This is a genomic window from Streptomyces sp. VTCC 41912 (genome assembly GCF_045799175.1).
In the GTDB taxonomy this organism is placed as follows: domain Bacteria; phylum Actinomycetota; class Actinomycetes; order Streptomycetales; family Streptomycetaceae; genus Streptomyces; species Streptomyces albulus_C.
The window spans coordinates 231155-255464 of the sequence record NZ_JBJMAB010000006.1 but is presented as its reverse complement, the minus strand read 5'-3'; the positions used below and the strand labels follow the sequence as shown (position 1 = coordinate 255464).

21 protein-coding genes and 1 riboswitch are annotated in these 24310 nt (G+C 69.0%); of the genes, 8 read left to right on the top strand and 13 right to left on the bottom strand.

The genetic code is table 11. The features are described 5' to 3' along the window. Positions 1 to 120: 120 nt before the first annotated feature. Positions 121 to 1302: a spermidine/putrescine ABC transporter substrate-binding protein gene (locus ACJ6WD_RS12460; RefSeq protein WP_233658525.1), complete on the bottom strand. Its 1182-nt coding sequence runs from the start codon at positions 1300 to 1302 to the stop codon at positions 121 to 123. A gap of 133 nt (positions 1303 to 1435) precedes the next feature. Then, positions 1436 to 2890 (bottom strand): gamma-aminobutyraldehyde dehydrogenase, encoded by a 1455-nt coding sequence (locus tag ACJ6WD_RS12455; protein WP_331248203.1) that lies wholly within the window; start codon positions 2888 to 2890, stop codon positions 1436 to 1438. A 180-nt stretch (positions 2891 to 3070) separates the two neighbouring features. On the opposite strand from ACJ6WD_RS12455, the gene ACJ6WD_RS12450 reads away from it, so the two are divergent. The 4 genes from ACJ6WD_RS12450 (at position 3071) to ACJ6WD_RS12435 (ending at position 7072) form a co-directional block, all read left to right on the top strand. After that, the gene (locus ACJ6WD_RS12450) at positions 3071 to 3544 is read left to right on the top strand and encodes an Lrp/AsnC family transcriptional regulator (protein WP_016572225.1); all 474 of its coding nucleotides are present in this window, start codon (positions 3071 to 3073) and stop codon (positions 3542 to 3544) included. A gap of 2 nt (positions 3545 to 3546) precedes the next feature. Next, entirely contained in the window at positions 3547 to 4908 is a 1362-nt protein-coding gene (locus tag ACJ6WD_RS12445; protein WP_038522026.1) for an aspartate aminotransferase family protein, read from the top strand. Between the two features lie 266 nt (positions 4909 to 5174). Then, positions 5175 to 5915 (top strand): ABC transporter ATP-binding protein, encoded by a 741-nt coding sequence (locus tag ACJ6WD_RS12440; RefSeq protein ID WP_233658522.1) that lies wholly within the window; start codon positions 5175 to 5177, stop codon positions 5913 to 5915. Next, the gene (locus tag ACJ6WD_RS12435; RefSeq protein WP_407615779.1) at positions 5897 to 7072 is read left to right on the top strand and encodes a hypothetical protein; all 1176 of its coding nucleotides are present in this window, start codon (positions 5897 to 5899) and stop codon (positions 7070 to 7072) included. The genes ACJ6WD_RS12440 and ACJ6WD_RS12435 overlap by 19 nt, the downstream gene beginning before the upstream one ends. 864 nt (positions 7073 to 7936) lie before the next feature. Here the strand turns inward: ACJ6WD_RS12435 and ACJ6WD_RS12430 are convergent. Continuing rightward, positions 7937 to 8359 carry a RidA family protein gene (locus ACJ6WD_RS12430; RefSeq protein WP_407615778.1) on the bottom strand — a complete coding sequence of 141 codons (423 nt, stop codon included), beginning with the start codon at positions 8357 to 8359 and terminating at the stop codon, positions 7937 to 7939. 163 nt (positions 8360 to 8522) lie between these two features. Here ACJ6WD_RS12430 and ACJ6WD_RS12425 point away from each other — a divergent pair, with 163 nt between their 5' ends. Both ACJ6WD_RS12425 and ACJ6WD_RS12420 read left to right on the top strand, forming a co-directional pair. Then, positions 8523 to 8930, top strand: a complete 408-nt coding sequence (locus ACJ6WD_RS12425) for a MarR family winged helix-turn-helix transcriptional regulator (protein WP_016572230.1) — start codon at positions 8523 to 8525, stop codon at positions 8928 to 8930. A 595-nt stretch (positions 8931 to 9525) separates the two neighbouring features. Then, positions 9526 to 10545, top strand: a complete 1020-nt coding sequence (locus ACJ6WD_RS12420; protein ID WP_407615777.1) for a hypothetical protein — start codon at positions 9526 to 9528, stop codon at positions 10543 to 10545. Positions 10546 to 10614: 69 nt separating this feature from the next. On the opposite strand, the gene ACJ6WD_RS12415 is transcribed toward ACJ6WD_RS12420, so the two are convergent. Then, a complete protein-coding gene (locus ACJ6WD_RS12415) occupies positions 10615 to 12141 on the bottom strand; it encodes a glycosyltransferase 87 family protein (RefSeq protein ID WP_407615776.1) in 1527 nt (508 codons plus the stop codon). Positions 12142 to 12303: 162 nt separating this feature from the next. On the opposite strand from ACJ6WD_RS12415, the gene ACJ6WD_RS12410 reads away from it, so the two are divergent. Continuing rightward, the gene (locus tag ACJ6WD_RS12410; RefSeq protein ID WP_407615775.1) at positions 12304 to 13458 is read left to right on the top strand and encodes a sensor histidine kinase; all 1155 of its coding nucleotides are present in this window, start codon (positions 12304 to 12306) and stop codon (positions 13456 to 13458) included. Further along, positions 13452 to 14138 (top strand): response regulator transcription factor, encoded by a 687-nt coding sequence (locus ACJ6WD_RS12405; RefSeq protein ID WP_016572234.1) that lies wholly within the window; start codon positions 13452 to 13454, stop codon positions 14136 to 14138. The genes ACJ6WD_RS12410 and ACJ6WD_RS12405 overlap by 7 nt, the downstream gene beginning before the upstream one ends. Positions 14139 to 14193: 55 nt before the next feature. On the opposite strand, the gene ACJ6WD_RS12400 is transcribed toward ACJ6WD_RS12405, so the two are convergent. The 9 genes from ACJ6WD_RS12400 to rpsB form a co-directional block, all read right to left on the bottom strand. Further along, positions 14194 to 15264, bottom strand: a complete 1071-nt coding sequence (locus ACJ6WD_RS12400) for an ABC transporter ATP-binding protein (protein WP_407615774.1) — start codon at positions 15262 to 15264, stop codon at positions 14194 to 14196. Continuing rightward, positions 15265 to 16929: an ABC transporter permease gene (locus ACJ6WD_RS12395; protein WP_407615796.1), complete on the bottom strand. Its 1665-nt coding sequence runs from the start codon at positions 16927 to 16929 to the stop codon at positions 15265 to 15267. Between the two features lie 38 nt (positions 16930 to 16967). Beyond that, positions 16968 to 18044: a thiamine ABC transporter substrate binding subunit gene (locus ACJ6WD_RS12390; RefSeq protein WP_407615773.1), complete on the bottom strand. Its 1077-nt coding sequence runs from the start codon at positions 18042 to 18044 to the stop codon at positions 16968 to 16970. 104 nt (positions 18045 to 18148) lie between these two features. Beyond that, positions 18149 to 18268, bottom strand: a riboswitch (TPP riboswitch). 34 nt (positions 18269 to 18302) lie between these two features. Next, positions 18303 to 19415 (bottom strand): 23S rRNA (adenine(2503)-C(2))-methyltransferase RlmN, encoded by a 1113-nt coding sequence (gene rlmN / locus ACJ6WD_RS12385; protein WP_016572238.1) that lies wholly within the window; start codon positions 19413 to 19415, stop codon positions 18303 to 18305. Between the two features lie 167 nt (positions 19416 to 19582). After that, entirely contained in the window at positions 19583 to 20725 is a 1143-nt protein-coding gene (locus tag ACJ6WD_RS12380) for a phosphatidate cytidylyltransferase (RefSeq protein WP_376437537.1), read from the bottom strand. After that, a complete protein-coding gene (frr, locus tag ACJ6WD_RS12375) occupies positions 20725 to 21282 on the bottom strand; it encodes a ribosome recycling factor (RefSeq protein WP_016572240.1) in 558 nt (185 codons plus the stop codon). Before frr ends, ACJ6WD_RS12380 begins: the two co-directional genes overlap by 1 nt. A 175-nt stretch (positions 21283 to 21457) precedes the next feature. Further along, positions 21458 to 22228: a UMP kinase gene (pyrH, locus tag ACJ6WD_RS12370; protein ID WP_016572241.1), complete on the bottom strand. Its 771-nt coding sequence runs from the start codon at positions 22226 to 22228 to the stop codon at positions 21458 to 21460. Positions 22229 to 22389: 161 nt separating this feature from the next. Further along, positions 22390 to 23226, bottom strand: a complete 837-nt coding sequence (tsf, locus tag ACJ6WD_RS12365) for a translation elongation factor Ts (protein ID WP_331248213.1) — start codon at positions 23224 to 23226, stop codon at positions 22390 to 22392. A gap of 109 nt (positions 23227 to 23335) precedes the next feature. Next, positions 23336 to 24247 carry a 30S ribosomal protein S2 gene (gene rpsB / locus ACJ6WD_RS12360; protein WP_376437531.1) on the bottom strand — a complete coding sequence of 304 codons (912 nt, stop codon included), beginning with the start codon at positions 24245 to 24247 and terminating at the stop codon, positions 23336 to 23338. Positions 24248 to 24310: the final 63 nt, after the last annotated feature.

Below are 24310 nucleotides of genomic sequence, written 5' to 3'. Positions count from 1 at the left end.
CACCCGTCCCGGACGCCCCGGGAACCTTCGACTTCACCACAGAGATCGACACAACCGCCCATTCTGGCAAGCGAGTTGGCCACCTCGACCCCCGCACCGGCACCGGCCGACGCGCACGCCCTACAGCCCCACGATCCCGTTCCATGCCTTGGCGAACTCGGTCCGCTCCTTCGCGGTGATGTCCCGCGCGATGGCCAACCGCTTGCGCATCTCCGCGTCGGGGAAGATCAACGGGTCCTCGGCCAGCTGCGCCCGCTCCTTGTCCTTGGAGGAGGCGAGCACCTCACGCGCGGCCGGCACCGGGCAGACGTAGTTGACCCACGCGGCCAGCTCGGCCGCGACCTCCGGCTGGTAGTAGTAGTCGATCAGCCGCTCGGCGTTGCGCTTGTGGGCCGCGAGGTTGGGGATCATCATGCTCTCCGCCCACAGCTCCGCGCCCTCTTCGGGGACCACGAACTCGATGTCGGGGTTGTCCGCCTGCAACTGGATCACGTCGCCGGAGTACGCCTGCGCGGCGAGCACGTCGCCGGAGTCCAGGTCCTTGATGTAGTCGTTGCCGGTGAACCGGCGGATCTGCCCCTTGCGCACCAGGCCGCCGACCTGGTCGATCATCCGGTGGAAGTCGTCGGCGGTCCAGCGGGTGATGTCGGCGCCGTTGCCCTGGAGCAGCATGGCGAACGCCTCGTCGAGCCCGGACAGCAACGTCACCCGGCCGCGCAGGTCCGGCTTCCACAGGTCGGAGGTGTGCTTGATCTGCCGGCCGAGCTTCCTGCGGTTGTAGGCGATGCCGGTGATGCCGGACTGCCAGGGCACCGAGTGCAGGCGGCCGGGGTCGAAGTGCGGGGTGCGCAGCAGCGGGTCGAGGTGCTCGGCGACGTTCGGCTGGGCCTTGCGGTCCATGGTCTCGACCCAGCCGAGCCGGACGAACCGGGCGCACATCCAGTCGCTGATGACGATCAGGTCGCGCCCGGTGGCCTGGTGGTTCATCAACGCCGGGCTGATCTTGCCGAAGAACTCGTCGTTGTCGTTGATCTCCTCGGTGTACGTCACGGAGATCCCGGTGCGCTTCTGGAACGCGTCCAGCGTGGGGCGGCGCTGCTTGTCGTGGTCGTCGACGTCGATGTAGAGCGGCCAGTTGGCGAAGACCAGCTCGTGCTCCCGGGCGGAGCGGTCCGGGGCCTCGCGGTCCGCCGCCTCGACGTACGCCGGCGGCACCCCGCATCCCGTCATGGCGGCCAGCGCCCCGGTCACACCGATTCCGCCCATGCCCCTGAGCAGCGAACGCCGCGAAAGATCAGCCATGGCGAGCACTCTCACGTGCCGCGGGCGGAGGCGGCAAGAGACAGAGCGTCAATTGCCGGGCCTCCGCCCGCGACGGTGTGTCGAGCGTTCCGTGTCGCTCGACGGTGGGGATCCCCCTTCAGGGCCGGCCGGTTCAGCCGTCCAGCGAGGTCATCACGTGCTTGATCCGGGTGTAGTCGTCGAAGCCGTAGGCGGACAGGTCCTTGCCGTAGCCGGACTTCTTGAAGCCGCCGTGCGGCATCTCGGCGACCAGCGGGATGTGGGTGTTGATCCACACGCAGCCGAAGTCCAGGACCTTGGACATCCGCATGGCGCGGGCGTGGTCCTTGGTCCACACCGAGGAGGCCAGGGCGTACTCGACGCCGTTGGCCCACTCCACCGCCTGCTTCTCGTCGGTGAAGGACTGCACGGTGATGACCGGGCCGAAGACCTCCTGCTGGACGATCTCGTCGTCCTGCTTCAGGCCCGAGACGACGGTCGGGGCGAAGAAGTAGCCCTTCTCGCCGACCTGCTCGCCGCCCGCCTCGATCTTGGCGTGCGCGGGCAGCCGCTCGATGAAGCCCTTGACCTGCTTGAGCTGGTTGGCGTTGTTCAGCGGGCCGTAGAGCACGTCCTCGTCGTCGACCGCGCCGGTCTTGGTCTCCGAGGCGGCCTTGGCCAGCGCCGCGACGAACTCGTCGTGGATGGACTCCTGGACGAGCACGCGGGTGGCGGCCGTACAGTCCTGACCGGCGTTGAAGTAGCCGGCGGTGGCGATGTCCTCGACGGCCTTGGCGATGTCGGTGTCCTCGAAGACCACGACCGGCGCCTTGCCGCCGAGCTCCAGGTGGACCCGCTTGAGGTCCTTCGACGCGGACTCGGCGACCTGCATGCCGGCGCGTACCGAGCCGGTGATCGAGGCCATCGCCGGGACCCTGTGCTCGACCATCAGACGGCCGGTCTCCCGGTCGCCGCAGACCACGTTGAACACGCCGCGGGGGTGGCCGAGTTCGTCGAGGACGCTGCCGATGATGTCGGCGATCAGCACCGTCGAGGCGGGGGTGGTGTCGGAGGGCTTGATGACCACGGTGTTGCCCGCGGCGAGCGCCGGGGCGAACTTCCACACGGCCATCATCATCGGGTAGTTCCACGGCGCGACCTGGGCGCAGACGCCCACCGGCTCGCGGCGGATGATCGAGGTGAAGCCGTCCATGTACTCGCCGGCCGAGCGGCCCTCCAGCATCCGGGCGGCACCCGCGAAGAAGCGGATCTGGTCCACCATCGGCGGGATCTCCTCGGAACGGACCAGGGCGATCGGCTTGCCGCAGTTCTCGGACTCGGCGGCGATCAGCTCCTCGGCGCGCTCCTCGAAGCGGTCGGCGATCTTGAGGAGGACCTTCTGGCGCTCGGCCGGGATCAGGTCGCGCCAGGCGGGGAAGGCGGCTTCGGCCGCCGCCATGGCCGCGTCCACGTCCTCGGAGCCGGAGAGAGGGGCAGTGGCGTACGGCTCGCCCGTGGCCGGGTTGACCACCTCCGTGGTCCGGCCGTCGGCGGCGTCCCGGAACTCCCCGTCGATGTAGTTGCGCAGACGACGCAGTGCGGTGGTCACTGTGCGCCCCCTTCAGTGTCAGATGTCCGGTGGTTGGGATCCCACACTAGCCGCGGAAGCCACGTTTTCAACACACCCACATGGCTCAAACGACGGAATCAGTGAAATTCTCCTCGATCAACAACTGATTTCATTGAATCGGGGTTGCCATACTGCCGAACCTCGTGCACAGTGAGGGACGTGGCCACTCGTGACAGAAACGGCACTCCGTCGATCGACTCCGTCTCCCTGGCGATCATCGAGCAGCTCCAGGAAGATGGGCGCCGTCCCTACGCCGCGATCGGCAAGGCCGTGGGCCTGTCCGAGGCGGCGGTACGCCAGCGCGTACAGAAGCTGCTCGACCAAGGCGTGATGCAGATCGTCGCGGTCACCGACCCCCTCACGGTCGGTTTCCGTCGACAGGCAATGGTCGGCATCAACGTCGAGGGTGACCTCGATCCCGTGGCCGACGCCCTGACGACCATGGAAGAAGTCGAGTACGTCGTCATGACGGCAGGTTCGTTCGATCTCCTCATCGAGATCGTCTGCGAGGACGACGACCACCTTCTGCAAATGATCAACAAGCGGATCCGCACGCTTCCCGGCGTCCGATCCACCGAGAGCTTCGTGTACCTCAAGCTCCGGAAGCAGACCTACACCTGGGGAACGAGATAGCAATGAGCGCCGACCTCTCCAAGACGGCGTACGACCACCTGTGGATGCACTTCACCCGCATGTCGTCGTACGAAAACGCCCCCGTGCCCACGATCGTGCGCGGCGAAGGCACCAACATCTACGACGACAAGGGCAAGCGCTACATCGACGGCCTCGCCGGCCTCTTCGTGGTCAACGCCGGCCACGGCCGCGTCGAGCTCGCCGAGACCGCCTACAAGCAGGCCCAGGAACTGGCCTTCTTCCCGGTCTGGTCCTACGCGCACCCCAAGGCCGTGGAGCTGGCCGAGCGCCTGGCGAACTACGCCCCGGGCGACCTCAACAAGGTCTTCTTCACCACCGGTGGTGGCGAGGCCGTCGAGACCGCCTGGAAGCTCGCCAAGCAGTACTTCAAGCTCACCGGCAAGCCGATGAAGCACAAGGTCATATCCCGCGCGGTCGCCTACCACGGCACCCCGCAGGGCGCCCTGTCGATCACCGGTCTGCCGGGCCTGAAGGCCCCCTTCGAGCCGCTGGTTCCCGGCGCGCACAAGGTGCCGAACACCAACATCTACCGCGCCCCGATCCACGGCGACGACCCCGAGGCCTTCGGCCGCTGGGCCGCCGACCAGATCGAGCAGCAGATCCTCTTCGAGGGCCCGGAGACCGTCGCCGCGGTCTTCCTGGAGCCGGTGCAGAACGCCGGTGGCTGCTTCCCGCCGCCCCCCGGCTACTTCCAGCGGGTCCGCGAGATCTGCGACCAGTACGACGTGCTGCTCGTCTCCGACGAGGTCATCTGCGCCTTCGGTCGCCTCGGCACGATGTTCGCCTGTGACAAGTTCGGCTACGTCCCGGACATGATCACCTGCGCCAAGGGCATGACCTCGGGCTACTCCCCGATCGGTGCCTGCATCATCTCCGACCGCCTCGCCGAGCCGTTCTACAAGGGTGACAACACCTTCCTGCACGGCTACACCTTCGGTGGTCACCCGGTCTCCTCCGCCGTGGCGCTGTCGAACTTCGACATCTTCGAGCGCGAGGGCCTGAACCAGCACGTACTCGACAACGAGGGCAACTTCCTCAGCACGCTGCAGAAGCTGCACGACCTGCCGATCGTCGGCGACGTCCGCGGCAACGGCTTCTTCTACGGCATCGAGCTCGTGAAGGACAAGGCCACCAAGGAGTCCTTCAACGACGAGGAGACCGAGCGCGTCCTCTACGGCTTCCTCTCCAAGGCGCTGTACGACAACGGCCTCTACTGCCGCGCCGACGACCGTGGCGACCCGGTCATCCAGCTGGCCCCGCCGCTGATCGCCGACCAGACGGTCTTCGACGAGATCGAGCAGATCCTGCGCTCCGTCCTCACCGAGGCGTGGACCAAGCTCTGATCATCGCGTCACCTCCCGGCGCACGGGGCAACCCGCGCTAGTCACTCCCCTGGTGCACTGGCCACTCCCCGACGCGCCGGAAGACAACTGCACACCTCACGGCCCGGATTCACTCGTTCCCTTCCATACGGGTGAATCTGGGCCGTTGTGGCTGCCGAGCCACATTTGACCGGGGACCCGATTCCTTACCGTGCTGGTGACCGATACCCTCCGTGGTCGTTCCCCCGACCGGGGGAACGAGCAGCGTACGAGCGAGAGGTGTGCAGATGGTGGCCCCGCCTGACAACGACGTTCTCTGGGCACGCGGCCTACACCACGCGCACGGCGCCACCGTCGCCCTCACCGGGGTCTCCCTCGGTGTGCGGGAGGGCGAGATCCTCGCCGTCACCGGCCCCCGCGGCAGTGGCAAGACCACACTCCTGAAGTGCCTGTCCGGCCAACTCGTACCGACCGAGGGCGAGGTCCTCTTCGACCGCGCCCCCGTCCACACCCTCTCCTCCCCCAGCCGCGAACGGCTGCGTCTCGAACGGTTCGGCTGGATCGACACCGAACCCCACCTCGTCCCGGAACTCACCGTCTGGGAGAACACCGCCCTCCCACTCCTGCTGCGCGGCACCGGCCACCGCGCGGCCAAGCACACCGCCATCGAATGGCTGGAACGCCTCGACGTGGGCATGTGCGCCCGCCGCCGCCCCGCCCGGCTCGACCAGTCCCAGCGCCAGCGCGTCGCCATCGCCCGCGCCCTGGTCACCACCCCACAGGTGCTCTTCGCCGACGAACCGACCGCCCCGCTCCACAGCGCCGACGGCGTCCAAGTGCTGCGCACCCTGACCACCGCAGCCCGCTCCCACCGCATCACCGTGGTCCTGGCGACCTACGACCCCCAGGTCGCCGCGCAGGCCGACCGGGCCGTCAGCCTCCTCGACGGCCGCCTCTCCGGCGCCGCCCCCGAGGACGCCGGCGCCTCCGACGAGGAAAGCAGGGCAGCGTGCTCGCTCTCCGTCTGACCTTCCGCGCTCACCCCCTCGTCCTGTTGCGCCGTCTCCTCGTCGCCACCGCCGCGGCCGGCACCGGCTTCCTGGTGCTGACCGCCCTCGCCCACGCCGCCGCCCACCCCACCGCGGCCGGCGCCTCCCTGGGCCGCCTCCTGTGGTGCGCCGCCCCGCTCGCGGCCACCGCCCAACTCGCGGTGTCCGTGGCCCGCACCGACCCGGCCGCCCGCCTCCAACGCGGCATGACCGCCGCCGGCCTGGGACCGTTCCGACTCACCCTGCTCGCCGCGGCCTCCACCGCCCTGACCTGTGCCCTGGGCGTCCTCCTCGCCCTCATCGCCTTCCTCACCCTCCGCGGCGACTTCGGCACCGCCGCCCGCACCGCCGCCCCGCGCGCCGTCGACGCCGGTCTGCTCGGCGCCGGCCACCCGCTGCCGCTGATCGGCGCCCTGATGCTGCTGTCCCTCGTCCCGCTGACGGTCGCCGCGGCCACCGCCTACTCGCTCCGTCCCCGCGCCGAAGCGGGCGCCGTCGACACCGAGCCCGCCTCGATCACCAAGGCCCCCTCCGGCCTCCCGTGGGGCGTCGCGCTGACCGCGGCCGGCCTGGCCCTCGAGTCCTACACGACCCCCGTCGGCGGCACCCCCGGTGGTCTGTTGCCCCTCCCCGGCCACCTGATCGGCAGCCCACCGGGCGTCCTGGCCGGCTGGGCCCTGGCAGCCTTCGGTCTCGTCCTGGCCGGCCCCGGCCTGGTGTACCTGTCGGGCCAACTGCTGTGCGCGGGCCGCCCCGGCGCGCTGCGACTGCTGTCCGGGCGCGTCCTCCAGGAGGAGTCACACCGCCTGGGCCGCCCGCTCGGCGTCCTGTGCGCGGTGGCCTCCGGCATCTACGCCGCCGCCACCGTGTACCAGGCTGCTCCCTCCCGGCCCCTCGGTCCGTTCACGGCAATCGGCGCGGCGATCATCTTTGCCTGCGTCTCCATCAGCGCGCTCTCGGCCAGCCTGGAATCCCGAGCAGCCCGCGCCCGCACCACCGCCGCCCTACGCCGACTCGGCGCATCCGCCTCCACCCTCCACCGCGCGACCGCCCTCCGCGCCGTTGCCGTACTGCTCGTCCTCGGCCCCCTGACCTGGACGGTCGCGGAGATGGCCACTCTTCCCCTGGTCCACTGAGAAATCGCGGGATGTGGCTCTCGCCTGGGGGGCGGCCTGGGACACGTGCAAGGAGGAGCTTTGCCGTGGGTGGCGTCGGGCTCGTTGGGTCTTGTTGTTCTCGTTCCTCTCATTCTTCTCGTTGGGCTCGTTGGGCTCGTTGGGCTCGTTGGGCTCGTTGGGCTCGTTGGCCCCTTGCTCTCTTGTTACTGCGAATTCGCTGTGCGCCAAGCGAGTTGAGTGGTGGGGCCGCGTCTTCCGAAGAGTCGCGCTGTACGGCGGCGGCGGTGGCTTGAGCAGCGGTGGCTGAACGGTGATGGCTGGGGCGTTGCTTGCTGATGCGCGGATCCGCGAGGGGTTGTTCCTTCCGGAGCGCGTGGGGCTCAAGCCGGTTGTCGCCGGGGCGTCGTATCGAGGGCGAACGAGATTTGCCGTGAGGCATGGAGGAGCTTGAGCTGAAGGCCCATGCGCTGAATTCGGTTCGGTATGGCGTAGAGGCTCTTGCTTGGATGTGAACACCGCACACCGCACACCGCTCTGACTCTTCGACGCGTAGGCGTGGGCAGGGAGACACGGCACGCCGTCCAGTTGCAGGATGGCGACTGCCTGGCGGGCCCACAGCGCTCCGGAACACGGCGGGATGCGGTTGATGCATGTCGGTCCACCAGCTTCCGGGCCGACGGCAGCCGGTCGGAACGTCTCGGACATGGGGACCGTCAGACACCCGGTCGCCGGCCAAGGCACACGCAACGCGCAGGCTGACTCGACGCACACCGGACAGGAGCGGGACGTTACGACTTCCCGCACGACATTCCAGTTGCCCAGCGCGAAGTCTTCCGGCCATGCCCGCCCCCGTCCCGCCGCGCCCCGTCGGCTACGACGCCGTCAGCGGGCGAGAGCCGTCACCTCGACCTCTATTCGCCACTCCGGCTGTGCCAGCGACGACACTTCGAGCAAGGTGTCCGCGGGATAGGGCTCGGACAGGAACTCCTCGCGCAGGGTGATCACATGACCGAGGTCGGCGGCCATGTCCGTCACGAAGATGCCGACCTTTACCACGTCTGCGAGCGACGCACCGGCCTCGGCGAGCACTCGCTGGACGTTCGCGAACGCCTGGCGCCCCTGGGTCAGGAAGTCGTCTGCGACGGTCCGCCCCTGCTCATCGATACCCGCCTGCCCGGACACGTGGATCAGACCACCTGCCTTGATTGCCTGCGAAATCTTGTACGGCTCGTACCAGTCCGGCGTGGTCGCGATCCGCTGGATACCCGGGACACCTCCCGCTTCCACGACGCTTGTCGATGCCATGCCGCTCCCCCTCATAGCTCCATGTACACACATCCCTTGCATGCACATACATAAGTTTCAGGCGCATGTACGCTGATGTCAAGAGTTCGCTGGGGAACACCCCGAAAGAGGTCGGAGCGCGACGCCAGAGAAGGCGGACGAGCGACGGAAGAGGACAGAATCCATGGACGCGGAGCACTGGGACCGGTTCGGAGCACTGCACACGCGCGTCGAGCAAGAACTCGCGAAAGCGCTGCAACAGCACCACAAGCTCGGTCTCTCCGAGTACCGTGCGCTGGCCCGTCTCGCGGCGTCGGACGACGGTGAGCTGCGGATGCAGGAGCTCGCGGACCTCATCGGTCTCAACCAGAGCTCCGTCAGCCGACTGGCTTCCCGGCTGGAGTCGTCCGGCCTGACCCGTCGCGACCTGTGCCCGGGCGACCGACGCGGTGTCTACAGCGTGATCACCGACGAGGGCCGTGAAATGCAGAGCAGGGCACGCCCGACGTACGACGACGCACTGCGCACGGCTCTCGACTCAGCCGCCGAGGACGGCTCGCTCGGCCCGCTGGTGAAGTCCCTGCGCCCGTAACGAGGGCTACGTACGGCGGGGCCGACCGAGTCTCCCCGCACCCGTAAACCGTGCGCGCGACCGAGCCGTGGGCACACACCCTGCGTCGCAACATCGGCGGACAGCCCTCCTGGCCGTGGTTCGACCCGACCTACTTGGCCTCGACCCTGGTGGCGGCCACACCCAGGCACCGCAGCCCTACCGGTAGCAGCCGGTCAGAGCGGCTGGCGATGCACATCGTCGTGGTCGCCAACCGGCTGCAAAGCCCTCAGGAAGACCATCTCGGCCGTCCTGGGAGCCCCCCTGATGCTCTCCCGGTAGCACCGGCTGGCAAGCCACTTGAGGACAAGCTGCGGCCTGCACGGGGAAGGCCGACACAACCGAACGGCGACGTCCACGGCTCGTTCCCGTAAGCCGACCCGCGTACGGAAGCCTCCCTTGCCGGCTCCTCGCGCCGGCCAAGAGCCCCTTGCACCCCCGCCCGGGGGCACTCCCCTCCCCCCCCATTTCCCCACGGCAAGAGATCTTTTGCCCTTGGAGGCAACTCACGTACCGAAATGCACGTCTGCCAATCCAGGTAATGAACAGGTAATGCGGCGTGTGAACGGAGCCTTCGGTGATCATCGGCCTTGTGACGGCCATAGCGGCGTCCGCCTGCTACGGCACAGGTTCGGTCCTTCAGGCGGTGGGATCGCGGAAGTCCGCTCGGCGGGAGGCGGCGAAGGCATCCGGCGACACCGTCACACAGCACGGCGGCCCCAGCCTCTCGTCGACCGCCAAAGCCGCCGTGACCTGGGAGTTCATGGTCGGCACGGTCCTGGACTTCATTGGCTTCGGGCTGGGTGCGCTCGCAGCCCGGATGCTGCCGCTGTTCCTCTCGCAGACCGTGATCAGCGCGAACCTCGTGATCACGGCCGTGTTGAGCGTCAAGCTCCTCAACATTCGCCTCACCCGTCCCGAATGGGCCTCCATCGGTGTGGTCTGCTCGGCACTGGTGCTGCTGGCCACCGCGGCCGGCCCGGAGGGGAGCGGCCACACACCGATCGACACCCATTGGTGGCTGCTGGTCGCCTCGGTTGTGATCATCGGTGGTGGCACCCTGCTCGTGCGTCTGCTCGGCGGGCGGGCCGCGATCCTCGCGGGCCTCTTGTCCGGCTTGGGCTTCGGCGCCCTAGGAGTGGGCGTGCGCGTCCTGAACGGTGTGGACCCGTTCCACCTGCCGTCCCTCCTCGGTGATCCCGCGCTGTACGCGATCCTGGTGGCAGGCATCGGCGGAATGTACCTGCACACGGTCGCCCTGCAGATCGGTTCGGTGAACGGTGCCACGGCGGCGCTCGTGGTGGGCGAAACCGTGGTGCCCGGCATTCTCGGAGTGCTGTGGCTCGGCGACTCCTCTCGTCCTGGCTTCGCATGGATGGCGATCCTTGGCTTCGTGGTCGCCGTGGCCGGGGCCGTCGCGGTCGCCTGGTTCGGCGAACCGGAGTCGACCTCACCGGATGAGGAACAGGATCCGGGTTCGGAGCAGGCAGTAGCCGTCGGGCACGGCTCCACGCCAACCGCGGGAAGCGCGACGGGGCCGACGGGGCCGACGGCAGAAGCCCTGCCGGAGGAGAGCTCGCGCAACGCGGCGGTATAGCGACCGCTGCCGATACCGCGGCGCCGTAGCCACGACCCTCCTCGCCCTTGGCGCTGGCCTGCCCGCGGCTCACAGCGTCGTCTCCTCTCCCACTTCGGGGGCGCGTCTCTTACGGTCCGCTTGTTCTGTCACTCGCTGCGGAACGCTCACGTGCCCCGTACCGCAGCCCTGCCGAAGGCCGTCCGCCTGGCGCTGGTCAGGGCCGGGAACAACGCCCGGCCCGATTTCCTCCGATAGATCGCCCAACACCGCCTCGCTCAATGACGCGTGGTCCAGTGACCGGCGACGGATCGCGCTGCGCGGTCCGGTCGCCGTTGCGACCTGCATCATTCGTGGCCACGCCCAGAGCACCAGGGGATAGACGAGGTAGCCGAACCGTGTCGCCGGCATCAGTGCCATGGCGAGCGCGAGGCCGATCGCCAGGCGGTCGGCCGCAGCCCGCACCGTCCGCGGCGGCCGTATCGCCAGGGAGCCGGCGACGCCGATGGCGGCGACGGCCAGCAGCACCATCGCGATGATCGCCCCGCCAGGAACGTAGGTGGCCAGGAGCCACCCGGGCAGCGGGCTGGCGGCAGGGGACGTCGCGCTGCCGAGCCCCAAGGGAAACTCCAGAACGTTCTCGACGAATGCCCTGGGGGCTGTGAGCAGGAACGGAACAACGGCCGTCAATACCGTCAGAGCGGTTGCAGCAGCAGCGGCAAGGGGCGAGCGCCGGCCGTGTCTGGCTGCCACCAGCGCCAACACGACGGGCGCAGCGGGCCAGGCCGTCCACTTGAGCGCCGCCGCAGCACCTATCAGTATCCCCGCACGCCCCGGTGTACCGTTTGCGGCCGCTGCCAGTCCCCAGCACATCAGGCCGATCACCGGAAGGTCGATTCCCCCGACTGCCAGAGGCAGGGCCACCAGCGGGCAGGCCGCGAGCCACAACAGCACGGGAGCGGTAGCGCAACGGGGCGCGGTAGGAGTTCCGGGCCGGCCTCCGGCCACGCCCCGCACACGGCGAACGAGCGTCCTTGTCGCAGCGGCCATGGTCACGAAGAATGCGCCCGCCATCCACCATCGCGCGTCGGTGAGCGGCCCGCCGCCGAACAGCGCATGCGGGAGACCGAAGACCGCCATGCCGGGCAGGTACGGGTTGTAGTCCCCGACCGTGGTGGGTGCAGGTATGTAGGGGCTGCCCGAGTGCAGCAACAAGTCACCGGAGCGTTCGACGACTGCGACTTCCAGCTGCGCGCTGCTGTCCCACACCAGAAGGAGCAGTGGCACGACCACCGACCCCATCACAGCCAGGATCAGGGACAGTTCGTGGGGGAACACGGCACTGCGCGACGGACGTCTTCTCTTGGCAAGCCGAGCCGCGGTCATCGCCGCACACCCGTATCCGACTGCTGCGGACAGGCTCCATGTCCGGTGCGGGGGAAGGGTGGTGAAGAGCGCTAGGCCCAGCGCGGCGATCGCGCACGCGCTCCATCCCCACGCTTCGCGGCACGTGCTTCTGCGCGGTCCGCCGCCCGTGCTTCGCGGCGCGCGCAGACCCCATCCCAGCCTGTCGCATTGCCCTAAGTTCGTTGATTTGCCAGCCGGTTGATTCTTCATGACGCTCCCGTCCTCGCCGTGATCACGAGGCTATGGACAGGCGGATCGCGGAGCGTCAAACGAGGAACCGAACTTCGGCGTCAACCCGTGGCATGACATGTCAGCCATGGATCAACCCGTGCGGCGACGCGGCGGCTGCCGCGAAGCCGAAAAAATATCGGCATGAGCACTTCTCTCCGGCAGCGGCTCCGCGCGTGGGTCGCGTCGCCGTCCTATCCCTGGGTATCCGGCGGGGCCCTCACGGTTTTCGCGGCCGTGGAGCTCGTGGTCGTGCCGCGCCACTCTCTGGTGATCGCGCTGGGCGTGCTGCTCTCCGCGGCGACTCTGGCGTGGCGTCACGTGCGCCCGGCCATCGCGGCCCTCTCCGCAGGAGCAGCCCTGTTGAGTTTCGCCGCTGGAGCGGACCTCTACATCGCAGCAACCGTCAGCGGACTCGTGGCGTGTTACACCCTCGGACGACACCGCGTCGCGCATCCGGCTCTGCTCGCCGGTATCGGCTCGGTCCTCTCCCTCGCGGTGAACGTCTGGCACATCGCGTCCTGGCACCCGAGGTCCTACACCTTCGATCTGCTCGCCGAGTGGTTCGTCCTGACCGTGGCGATCGTGGCCGCGGTAGCGGTGGGGGACGCGGTTCGCGCGCGCGAGGAGACACGGCGTGAGCGGGCGGCCGCGCAGCTCCGGCTCCTCGCGATGGAGCGCCGGCAGGCCGCCGCGGCGGAGCGGGCAGCAATCGCCCGGGAACTGCACGACGTCGTTTCGCACTCCGTCTCGGTGATCGCCGTGCAGGCGGAGAGCGCCACCTACACCACACCGCACCTGTCGCCGCAGGCCCGTGAGGGCTTCCAGCAGATCGCCAGGTCCGCCCGCGCATCGATGGCGGAGTTGCGTCGGCTGCTGGGTGTGCTGCGAACGGGCCCCGAGGACCGCACGGGAACGACACCGCAACCAACCCTCGACGCATTGGGCGAGCTGATAGCGCAGCACCGCTCCGTGGGCGGCGAGGTCGAACTGCGGATCAGCGGAGACCGGGTCGAGTTGCCCACGTCCTGCGAGCTGTCGGCCTATCGCATCGTCCAGGAAGGGCTGACCAACGTGCGGCGGCACGCTCCGGGTGCCCATGCGGTGGTGGAGATCGAGTATCGGACCGACCGGCTGGCGGTGCGGATCGCGGACGACGGCCCGGGGTCACCGGGCGTGGTGCACTCCGGACATGGCCTGGCCGGCATGGAGGAGCGGGCCACGTTGCTCGGGGGCAGGCTCACCGCGAGCCCGGGTCCGGACGGCGGCTTTCTCGTAGAGGCGGAAATCCCGTGGTGATCAGAGCAATTGTGGCCGACGACCAGGCCATCGTCCGAACCGGTTTCGTCAACCTCCTGGGCACGCAGGACGACATCGAGGTGGTGGGTGAGGCCGAGGACGGCGTGCAGGCGGTACGGGTGGCGGCGGAGCAGCGCCCCGACCTCGCACTGCTGGACATCCGGATGCCGCACAAGAACGGCATCGAGGCCGCCCGGGAGATCACTCGGGCGTCGGGTGGCGCGACCAAGGCGTTGATGCTGACGACGTTCGGGCTCGACGAGTACGTGTACGACGCGCTCGCAGCCGGCGCCAGCGGCTTCCTCTTGAAGGACACCACGTTCCCGGAACTCCTCCACGCCGTGCGGGTGGTGGCGGAGGGCAATGCACTGTTGGCGCCTGAGTTGACCAAGCGGTTGATCGCGCAGTTCGTCAAGCAGAGATCGGCACCGGCTCCGGTGCGCACGGTCGAGGAGCTGACCGGCCGTGAGGTGGAGGTGCTCCTCCACATCGCCCAGGGGCTGTCCAACGCGGAGATCTCCGCACGCCTGACGATCACCGATCACACCGTCAAGACGCACATCAACCGGCTCTTCACGAAGATGGGGCTCCGTGATCGTGCCCAGGCGGTGATCCTCGCCTACGAGTTGGGCCTGGTCATCCCGCAGGGCCGGCGCCCCGCCCCTCCCTCACGCACCTAACGGCCCCCACCCCCTTCAGGAGCGGATCATGGCCCAGCACCGGCAGGCGACACGCTCACTCCTCCGTGTCGTCCAACACCACCACGTCCTCGACGGCGAAGGAGATGCCGACCCGGTCTCCGGACTCCGGCGCTTCGTGGAGTGGGCACGCCGCCTCCACCTGCGGTCCGCTCGGCGGTTGGAGCAACAGCGCAACGTGCGTGCCACGGAAGGTCCGGGCCACGACCGTGCACGGCAGGCCGTCCGCCGGGGACGTCAGCCGGACGCCGGCCGGGCGCACGAGCAGGCGGCAGGCACCATCCGAAGTGCCGTCCGGTACGGGCACCTTGCCCCAAGGGGTAACGGCGGATTCGCCCTGCACGGTCGCCTCCACCACGTTGTCGAAACCGAGGAAACGGGCGACGAAGGCGGAAGCGGGGCGCTGCCAGACCTCCAAGGGGGTGCCGCTCTGAGCGATCCGGCCGTCCCGCATCACCACGACGCGGTCGGCGAGGGCGAAGGCCTCCCCTTGGTCGTGGGTGACGGCGAGCACCGTCGTGCCCAACTCGCGAAAAAGTCGGCGCAGTTCGACGACGAGGCGCTCGCGCAGCCCCCGGTCCAGTTGCCCGAGGGGTTCGTCCAGCATCAACAGCCGCGGGCTCGGGGCGAGGGCCCGAGCGAGAGCGACGCGCTGTTGCTCGCCGCCGGACAGCGACGCCACGGCCCGGCGCTCGGCGCCCGGGAGCCCGACGAGATCCAGCAGTTCGGTGACCGTGCGTTGCTGCTCGGCGCGGGAGGAGCCCCGCATCCGCACTCCGAAGGCCACGTTCCCCGCGACATCGCGCTGCGGGAACAACTGGTGGTCCTGGAACATCAACCCGACGCCACGCCGGTGCGTGGGCACCCCCACCTGGTCGCGCCCTTCGAGCAGCACGGCCCCCGCGTCGGCGTGCTGCAGCCCGGCGACGACCCGCAGCAGGGTGGACTTGCCGCTGCCGCTGGGGCCGAGGACGCAGACGATTTCGTGTGCGGCGACGAACAGGTCCACCCCGTCGAGCGCGGGATGCGCGCCGGGCGTGCCGAAACTGACCGTGACGCTGTCCAGGCGCAGCATTTCCGATGCCGCGGTCCGGGCCTGTGCCGTCATCTAGAACTCCCCGGAGTGGTCGGTGCGGATGCGCTCCAGGGCCAGCAGGGCGCCCGCGCACACCACCATCAATATGGTCGACAGGGCCATCGCCTGGCCGTAGTTGAACTCGCCCGCGCGGCCCAGCAGTCGGGTGACGGCCACCGGCAGCGTCGGCTGGTCCGGCCGGGCGATGAAGACGGTCGCGCCGAACTCACCGAGCGACACCGCGAAGGCGAAGCCCGCCGCGACGAGCAGCGCCCGCCGCACCATCGGCAGGTCCACCTCGCGCCAGACCTGCCAAGGCGAGGCACCGAGGACCGCCGCCGCTTCCCGCAGCCGCCCGTCCACCGCCCGCAGGACGGGCAGCATCGTGCGGACCACGAACGGCACACCCACCAGGGCCTGGGCGAGCGGGACCAGCCACCACGAGGCCCGCAGGTCCAGCGGCGGCTTGTCGAGGGTGATCAGGAATCCGAAGCCGACGGTCACGGCAGAGACTCCGAGGGGCAACATCAGCAGTCCGTCGAAGCCGCGCAGGAGCCGGGTGATCATCGGCGTCCGCCCGGACGGGCCGGCTGCCGGCCGGGAGCGGGTGAGTGCGGCCGCGGCCAGTCCTCCGACCAGGAGGGCGATCGCGGTGGCTGCCGCACCGTAGGCGAGGGAGTTCCAGAGGGCGTCGAGGGGGGCGACGGCGAAGGTGCTGTCGGCGGACGCCGCATCGTGCAGCGTCTTGTAGAAGACCAACCCGTAGCCGTCCGGGCCGGCGAAGGATTGCTCGACGAGTACGGCGAGCGGCAGGACGAGCAGCACCGCGATGACGGTGAGGGTGCCCCACAGCAGCGCCCACTGGCCTGCGCCGTGCGGACGACGGGCGGTCCGGGAGGCGTCGACGAGCCGCAGGGTGGATTCGCGGCGCCGCACGGTCCAGGCATGCAGCGCCAACAGTCCCAGTACGGCCGCGAACTGGATCAGGGTGAGCACGGCGGCGGTCGGCAGGTCCAGGAAGTCGGCGGTCTGCCGGTAGATCTCCACCTCCAACGTGGAGAAGGTGGGTCCGCCGAGGATCTGCACCACTCCGAAGGAGGTGAAGGTGAAGAGGAACACCATCAGCGCCGCGGCGGCCACCGCCGGCCCGAGCGCGGGCAGCGTCACCTTCCGCCACGCCGCGAACCGTCCGGCGCCCAGGACCCGGGCCGCCTCCTCCTGACGCGGGTCGAGCTGGGACCAGAGCCCGCCGACGGTGCGGACGACGACGGCGTAGTTGAAGAAGACGTGGGCCAGCAGGATCGCCCACACCGAGGTGTCCAGCCGGACGCCCCACAGGTCGTCCAGCAGCCCGCCCCGGCCGACCAGCGCCAGGAAGGCGGAGCCGACGACGACGGTGGGCAGCACGAACGGCACCGCCACCACCGCCCGCAGCAGTTGTTTGCCGGGGAAGTCGAAGCGGGCGAAGACGTAGGCGCCGGGCAGCGCGATCAGCAGCGTCAAGGCGGTCGAGGCAGCGGCCTGCCACACCGTGAACCACAGCACGTGGAGGACGTCCGGATCACCGAGCACGGCGCCGAAGCGGCCGAGTTGCCACTGCCCGCCGTCCTTCAGCCCCCGGCCGACGATCACGGCGACCGGGTAGGCGAAGAACACCACGAAGAAGACGAACGGCACGACCATCAGGCCGAGCCGCACCGCCGTGGTCCGCGCGGTCCCCCGTTGCCGGGTGCGGGCTACTTCAGAACGAGCGAGGACCACTGCTTGACCCACTGGTCACGGTTCTTGGCGATCGTCTCGGGTGCGAGGGTCGCCGGCTTGTCGATCGTGACGCCGTAGCGGGTGAACAGCTCCGGCTCCTTGGCGTCCTTGCGTGCCGGGTTGACGAACATCTGCAGCGGCATGTCCTCCTGGAACGTCTTCGACAGGAGGAAGTCGAGCAGCGCCTTGCCGCCCTTCTCGTTCTTGGCGCCCTTGAGCAGGCCACCGAATTCGATCTGCTGGAAGCAGGTGCCGGTCGCGACGCCGGTCGGGGCCTCCTTCGGGGCGGGGTTCTTGCCCATCACTTCGGCGGGCGGGCTGGAGGCGTAGGAGACCACCAGCGGCTTGTCCCCCTTGCCCTTGCCGGCCGCGGAGCCCGAGAAGCGCTCGTTGTACGCCTGTTCCCAGCTGTCGACGACCTCGACGCCGTTGGCCTTGAGCTTCTTCCAGTAGTCCGTCCAGCCGGCCTCGCCGTGGGCGGCGATCGTGCCGAGCTGGAAGGCGAGTCCCGGGGAGGAGGTGGCGGAGTTCTCCGTGACGAGCAGGCCCTTGTACTGCGGCTTGAGCAGGTCGTCGAAGGTCTGCGGCGGCGCCAGCTTGTGCTGGGTGAAGTAGGCGCGGTCGTAGTTGACGCAGATGTCGCCGTAGTCGAGGGGCGTGACCCGGTGGCCGTCCTTGTCGAGCTGCAGATCAGCCGGGACGCTGTCCAGGCCCTTGGCCTTGTAGGGCGTGAAGAGCCCGGCGTTCAGCCCGCGCGAGAGCAGGGTGTTGTCGATGCCGAAGAAGACGTCGCCCTGCGGGTTGTCCTTGGAGAGGATCGCCTTGTTGACGGCTTCGCCGGCGTCCCCGCCCCTGAGCACCTTGACCTTGTAGCCGCTCTCCTTCTCAAAGGCGGCCAGGACGGACTTGGAGGCGTTGAACGAGTCGTGGCTGACGAGCGTGACGGTCTTGGCGTCGGCGCTGCTGTCGCCGGCGCTGCCGCATCCGGCGAGTGCCGTCATGCCCGCCGCGGCGGCGAGCGCTGCCGCGGTGATCCTTCTGGTGGTGCTCACTGATTTCCTCCTGGCTGGCCAGGAAGAGACGCGGCCCCGCCCGGTGCCCGCTGCGTTCTTCATCGGAAGACGTTCGGCAGCGGGCGGTGGGCAGGGCGCAACAGCATGAGTGACGACCGAACTTCCTACCCGGAATGACCCGGGCGAGGTTCAAGGGTCTGCGGCGTCGTAGGGCTACGACGTGTCCGCACTCTCAGCGCTGTGGCGCTCCCCTGTCGGAATGTGCATTTGTTCGACGACACCGTACCAGCGGGTGGCTCAGCGCTCCGAGGCCGCAAGCTGTCCGCAGGCGCCGTCGATCTCCTGGCCCCGGGTGTCCCGCACGGTCACGGGCACGCCGTGCGCCTCGATGGCCCGCACGAACGCCAGCTCGTCCTCGGGCCGCGAGGCGGTCCACTTGGAGCCGGGCGTCGGGTTGAGCGGGATGAGGTTGACGTGGACGCGCTTGCCCTTGAGCAGCCGTCCCAGCAGGTCACCGCGCCACGCCTGGTCGTTGATGTCGCGGATCAGGGCATACTCGATCGAGACCCGGCGGCCGGACTTCTCGGCGTACTCCCACGCCGCGTCCAGCACCTCGCGTACCTTCCAGCGGGTGTTGACGGGCACGAGGGTGTCCCGCAGCTCGTCGTCGGGCGCGTGCAGCGACAGCGCGAGCCGGCACTTGAAGCCCTCGTCGGCGAACCGCAGCATCGCCGGGACCAGCCCGACGGTGGAGACGGTGATGCCGCGCTGGGAGAGGCCCAGCCCGTCCGGCTCGGGGTCGGTCAGCCGCCGGATGGCGCCGACCACCCGCTTGTAGTTGGCGAGCGGCTCGCCCATGCCCATGAAGACGATGTTGGACAGCCGTGCCGGTCCGCCGGGCACCTCGCCGTCGCGCAGCGCCCGCATCCCGTCGACGATCTGGTGCACGATCTCGGCGGTGGAGAGGTTGCGGTCCAGGCCGGCCTGGCCGGTGGCGCAGAACGGGCAGTTCATGCCGCAGCCGGCCTGCGAGGAGATGCACATGGTGACCCGGTCCGGGTAGCGCATCAGGACGGACTCGACGAGGGTGCCGTCGTGCAGGCGCCACAGCGTCTTGCGGGTGGTGTCGTCGTCGCACGAGATGTGCCGCACCACGGACATCAGGTCCGGCAGCAGTTCGGCGGCGAGCTTCTCGCGAGCCGCCGCGGGGATGTCGGTCCACTGGGCGGGGTCGTGCGCGTAGCGGGCGAAGTAGTGCTGCGACAGCTGCTTGGCGCGGAACGGCTTCTCGCCGATCGCCGCCACCGCCTCCCGGCGCTCGGCCGGGCTGAGGTCGGCGAGGTGCCGAGGTGGCTTCTTGGCGCCGCGGGGGGCGACGAACGTCAGTTCTCCCGGGGCCGGGCGTGCCATGGGCGGAAACTCCTCTGTGCGACGAGGTCGGGCGGCTTCTGCCGACGCGTGACCGGGGTCCGGACGGGCCGGAACCGGGAGACCTCACGGATCGTCCCCGCGGTCGCGGGGACGGAAAGGGCGCGCCGCGAACGAGCGACGCGCCCTCCAAGGGTAACCGGCGACGCTCAGCCCGATCCCACGAAGATCACGAACAGCAGCCAGACGACGGGAGCGGTCGGCAGCAGCGAGTCCAACCGGTCCATGATGCCGCCGTGACCGGGCAGCAGGGTGCCCATGTCCTTGATGCCCAGATCCCGCTTGATCATGGATTCGCCGAGGTCACCGAGGGTGGCGCTGACCGCGACCGCGAGGCCGAGCAGCAGTCCCTGCCACCAGATGCCGCCCTTGATCAGGAACTGCATGCACAGCGCGCCCGCCACCATCGCGAAGAGCACCGCCCCGACGAGTCCCTCGCGGGTCTTGCCGGGACTGATCCGCGGCGCGAGCTTCTTCCTGCCGAAGCGCCAGCCGACCGCGTAGGCGCCGGTGTCGCTGACGACCGTCAGCAGCAGGAAGGTCAGCACCCGCTGCGGCCCGTCGTCCTCGGCCGCCAGCATCAGCGCCACGAAGGTCGCCAGGAAGGGGACGTAGAAGGCCGCGAAGATGGCGGCCGTGACGTCCCGGAGGTAGTTCTGGGGTGCCTCGGTCATCCGCCAGACGAGGACGGCGAGCGCGGTGAGCGCCATCGCCACCCAGGCGCCTTCGGCACCGCGCACGTACCCGGCGACGACCATCGCGGTGCCGCCCAGCGCGAGCGGGACCATCGGCACCCGGATGTCCTTGCGCTCGGCCAGCCGCGAGGTCAGTTCCCACAGGCCCACGACGACAGCGAGCGCTATGACACCGATGAACACCGGCTTGTAGACGAAGAGCGAGGCGAGGATGACCACGCCGAGCCCGACGCCGACCCCTATGGCGGCGCGCAGGTTGCGCCCCGCGCTCTTCTTCTGCGGTTTCACTGGGTCACTGTCGGACCCGGGGAGCGAGGTGGGCATGGGCTCCTGCGGCCTGTCGTCGCGGAACAGGGGGCCGCTCAGGCGAGCAGCCCCCCGGTCGTCCGAGATACCCCGGATGTCCCGATGGTCGTCCTGGTGTCCGCCCGGCTCGGGCACGAGGGGCATGGGCCGAGTCTGCGTCGCGCCGCCTCCGTCGTGCACGGGACCCGCCGGGACGGGAGGCGCCGCCCCGCGCAGCGAGGCGGCCGGTCCGTGATCGGGCGGTCCCCACTGGCCGGAGCCGGGCGGGGTCCCCCAGGATGACTCGTTCATCAGACCTCTAGGAGCTCGGATTCCTTGTGCTTGAGGAGCTCGTCCACCTGCGCGACGTACTTCGCGGTGACGTCGTCGAGCTCCTTCTCGGCGCGGCGCACCTCGTCCTCGCCGGACTCCTTGTCCTTGACCAGCTTGTCGAGCGACTCCTTGGCCTTGCGACGCACGCTGCGGATCGAGATCTTCGAGTCCTCGGCCTTGTTCTTGGCGACCTTGATGAACTCGCGGCGGCGCTCCTCGGTGAGCTCCGGGAACGTCACACGGATGATGTTGCCGTCGTTGCTCGGGTTGACGCCGAGGTCCGAGTCACGGATCGCCTGCTCGATGTTGCGCAGCGCGCTCTTGTCGAACGGGGTCACCACGGCCATCCGCGGTTCCGGAACCGAGAACGACGCCAGCTGGTTGATGGGCGTCATGGCACCGTAGTAGTCCGCCACGATCTTGTTGAACATCGCCGGGTGCGCACGCCCGGTGCGGATCGCGGCGAAGTCCTCCTTGGCGACCACGACGGCCTTCTCCATCTTCTCCTCGGCTTCGAGGAGGATCTCTTCGATCACCACTTGCTCCTGGTCTTATCGGTAAGAAGCAGAGCCTCGCCCCTGCCGCGCGTCTTCTCCTGCACGGTGTCCGACCGGCAGGCGGTTGTCCATCCCCGTACCGAGGTCTTCCCACGACCGGGGGTTGCCGCCCGTACGGGCCGACGCCCCTACGGAATCACGGCAGTTGAGGCCGTCAGGCCCGGGTGTTCTGATCGCTGACGAGCGTGCCGATCTTCTCACCCTTCACCGCACGCGCGATGTTCCCCTCGGCGAGCAGTTCGAACACGAGGATCGGGAGCTTGTTGTCCCGGCACAGCGTGATGGCGGTGGCGTCGGCGACCTTCAGGTCGCGGGTGATGACCTCGCCGTATTCGAGGGCGTCGAACTTGACCGCGTCCGGGTTCTTCTTGGGGTCGGAGTCGTAGACCCCGTCCACGCCGTTCTTCCCCATCAGCATGGCCTCGGCGTCGATCTCCAGGGCGCGCTGGGCGGCGGTGGTGTCGGTGGAGAAGTACGGCATGCCCATGCCGGCGCCGAAGATGACGACCCGGCCCTTCTCCAGGTGGCGCACCGCGCGCAGCGGGATGTACGGCTCCGCGACCTGGCCCATGGTGATCGCCGTCTGGACGCGGGAGTCGATGCCCTCCTTCTCCAGGAAGTCCTGGAGGGCCAGGCAGTTCATGACCGTGCCGAGCATGCCCATGTAGTCGGAGCGCGCCCGGTCCATGCCGCGCTGCTGCAGTTCGGCGCCGCGGAAGAAGTTGCCGCCGCCGATCACGATGGCGATCTCGTAGCCGTCACGCACCACCGCGGCGATCTCGCGGGCGATGGCGTGCACGACATCGGGGTCGACACCCAGTCCGCCGCCACCGGCGAAGGCCTCGCCCGACAGCTTCAGAAGGAAGCGGCGCCTGCCGCCGTTCCCGGCTTTGTGTGTGTCCGCGCCGTCGGCACCGTGATTCATTGAGCTCTCCTCGTGCACATACGAAGAAGGCCATTGCCGTGGGTCTGGGTCAGATCCCTGTCCGGCAATGGCCTCCTCGTCACATCTGCGGCCGACCGATGAGCGGCCGACTGCGTACGACCCTAGCGGGGCCGCAAGTCATTCGCTGCCTCGCGGCAGGCTCAGATGCCGACCTTGATGCGCGAGAAGCGCTTCAGGGTGACACCGGCCTCCTGGAGGATCTTCTCGACGGACTTCTTGTTGTCGAGCGCGTAGGGCTGACCGAGCAGCGTCGCGTCCTTGAAGAAGCCGTTGAGGCGCCCCTCGACGATCTTCGGCAGCGCGGCCTCGGGCTTGCCCTCGGCGCGGGTGGTCTCCTCGGCGACGCGACGCTCGGCCTCGACGACCTCGGCCGGAACGTCTTCCTTGGCCAGGTACTTCGGGGCGAAGGCGGCGATGTGCTGCGCGATGCCCTTGGCGACCTCGGCGTTCTCCTTGTCGAGCTCGACGAGGACACCGATCTGCGGCGGCAGGTCAGGCATGGTGCGGTGCATGTACGCCGTGACGTAACCGTCGGAGAACTGCGCGAAGCGGTCCAGGACGATCTTCTCGCCGAGGTTCGCGTTGGCCTCGTCGACGAACGCCTGGACGGTCTTGCCGGCCTCGATCTCGGAGCCGAGCAGGGCCTCGAGGTCGGCCGGGTTGGTCTTGGCGACGTGCGCGGCCAGGGCGTTGGCGACGGCCTGGAACTTCTCGCCCTTGGCGACGAAGTCCGTCTCGCACTTCAGCTCGAGGATCAGGCCGGAGGTGTTGTCGTCAGTGATCAGGGAGACCACGGCGCCGTTCTCGGCGGAGCGGCCCTCGCGCTTGGCGACGCCCTTCTGACCCTTGACGCGCAGGACCTCGACGGCCTTGTCGACGTGGCCCTCGGCCTCTTCCAGGGCCTTCTTGCAGTCCATCATGCCGGCGCCGGTGAGCTCGCGGAGCTTCTTGACGTCAGCGGCGGTGTAGTTCGCCATGGTCTGTGAATCTCTTCTCGGAATCGCGGAAGTCGAAAGATCTACGGGTGGACGGCGGGGGCGGCGCTTGTGGCACCTTCCCCCGCCGTCATCAACCGTTCTTTGGAGGTCAGCCCTGCTCGGCCGGCTTCTCGGCCTCAGCGGCCGGAGCCTCAGCCTCAGCGACCGGAGCCTCAGCCTCAGCGGCCGGCTTCTCGGCCTCGGCGGCCGGAGCCTCAGCCTTGGCGGCCTCGTCGTCGGACTTCTTGTCGCCCTCGAGCAGGTCGCGCTCCCACTCGGCCAGCGGCTCGCCGGCCTTCTCGCCCGGCTTCTGGTCGCCGGTGGCGGCGCCGGAACGGGCGATCAGGCCCTCGGCGACGGCGTCGGCGATCACGCGGGTGAGCAGGGTGACGGAGCGGATCGCGTCGTCGTTGCCCGGGATCTTGTAGTCGACCTCGTCCGGGTCGCAGTTGGTGTCGAGGATCGCGACGACCGGGATGTTGAGCTTGCGCGCCTCGCCGACGGCGATGTGCTCCTTCTTGGTGTCCACGATCCAGACGGCGCTGGGCACCTTCTGCATCTCGCGGATACCACCGAGGGTCTTCTCCAGCTTGGCCTTCTCACGCGAGAGGACCAGGAGCTCCTTCTTGGTGAGGCCGGAGGCGGCCACGTCCTCGAAGTCGATCTGCTCAAGCTCCTTGAGGCGCTGCAGACGCTTGTAGACGGTCGAGAAGTTGGTCAGCATGCCGCCGAGCCAGCGCTGGTTCACGTAGGGCATGCCCACGCGCGTCGCCTGCTCAGCAATGGCCTCCTGGGCCTGCTTCTTCGTACCGACGAACATGACGGAGCCGCCGTGGGCGACGGTCTCCTTGACGAACTCGTAGGCGCGGTCGATGTACGACAGCGACTGGAGCAGGTCGATGATGTAGATGCCGTTGCGCTCGGTGAAGATGAAGCGCTTCATCTTCGGGTTCCAGCGGCGGGTCTGGTGCCCGAAGTGGACGCCGCTCTCCAGCAGCTCCCGCATCGTGACGACGGCCATGGCCGTACTCCTTGTTGTTCTCGGTTCCACCGCGACCGGTCGGCCGCAGTGCCTGACGCCCCG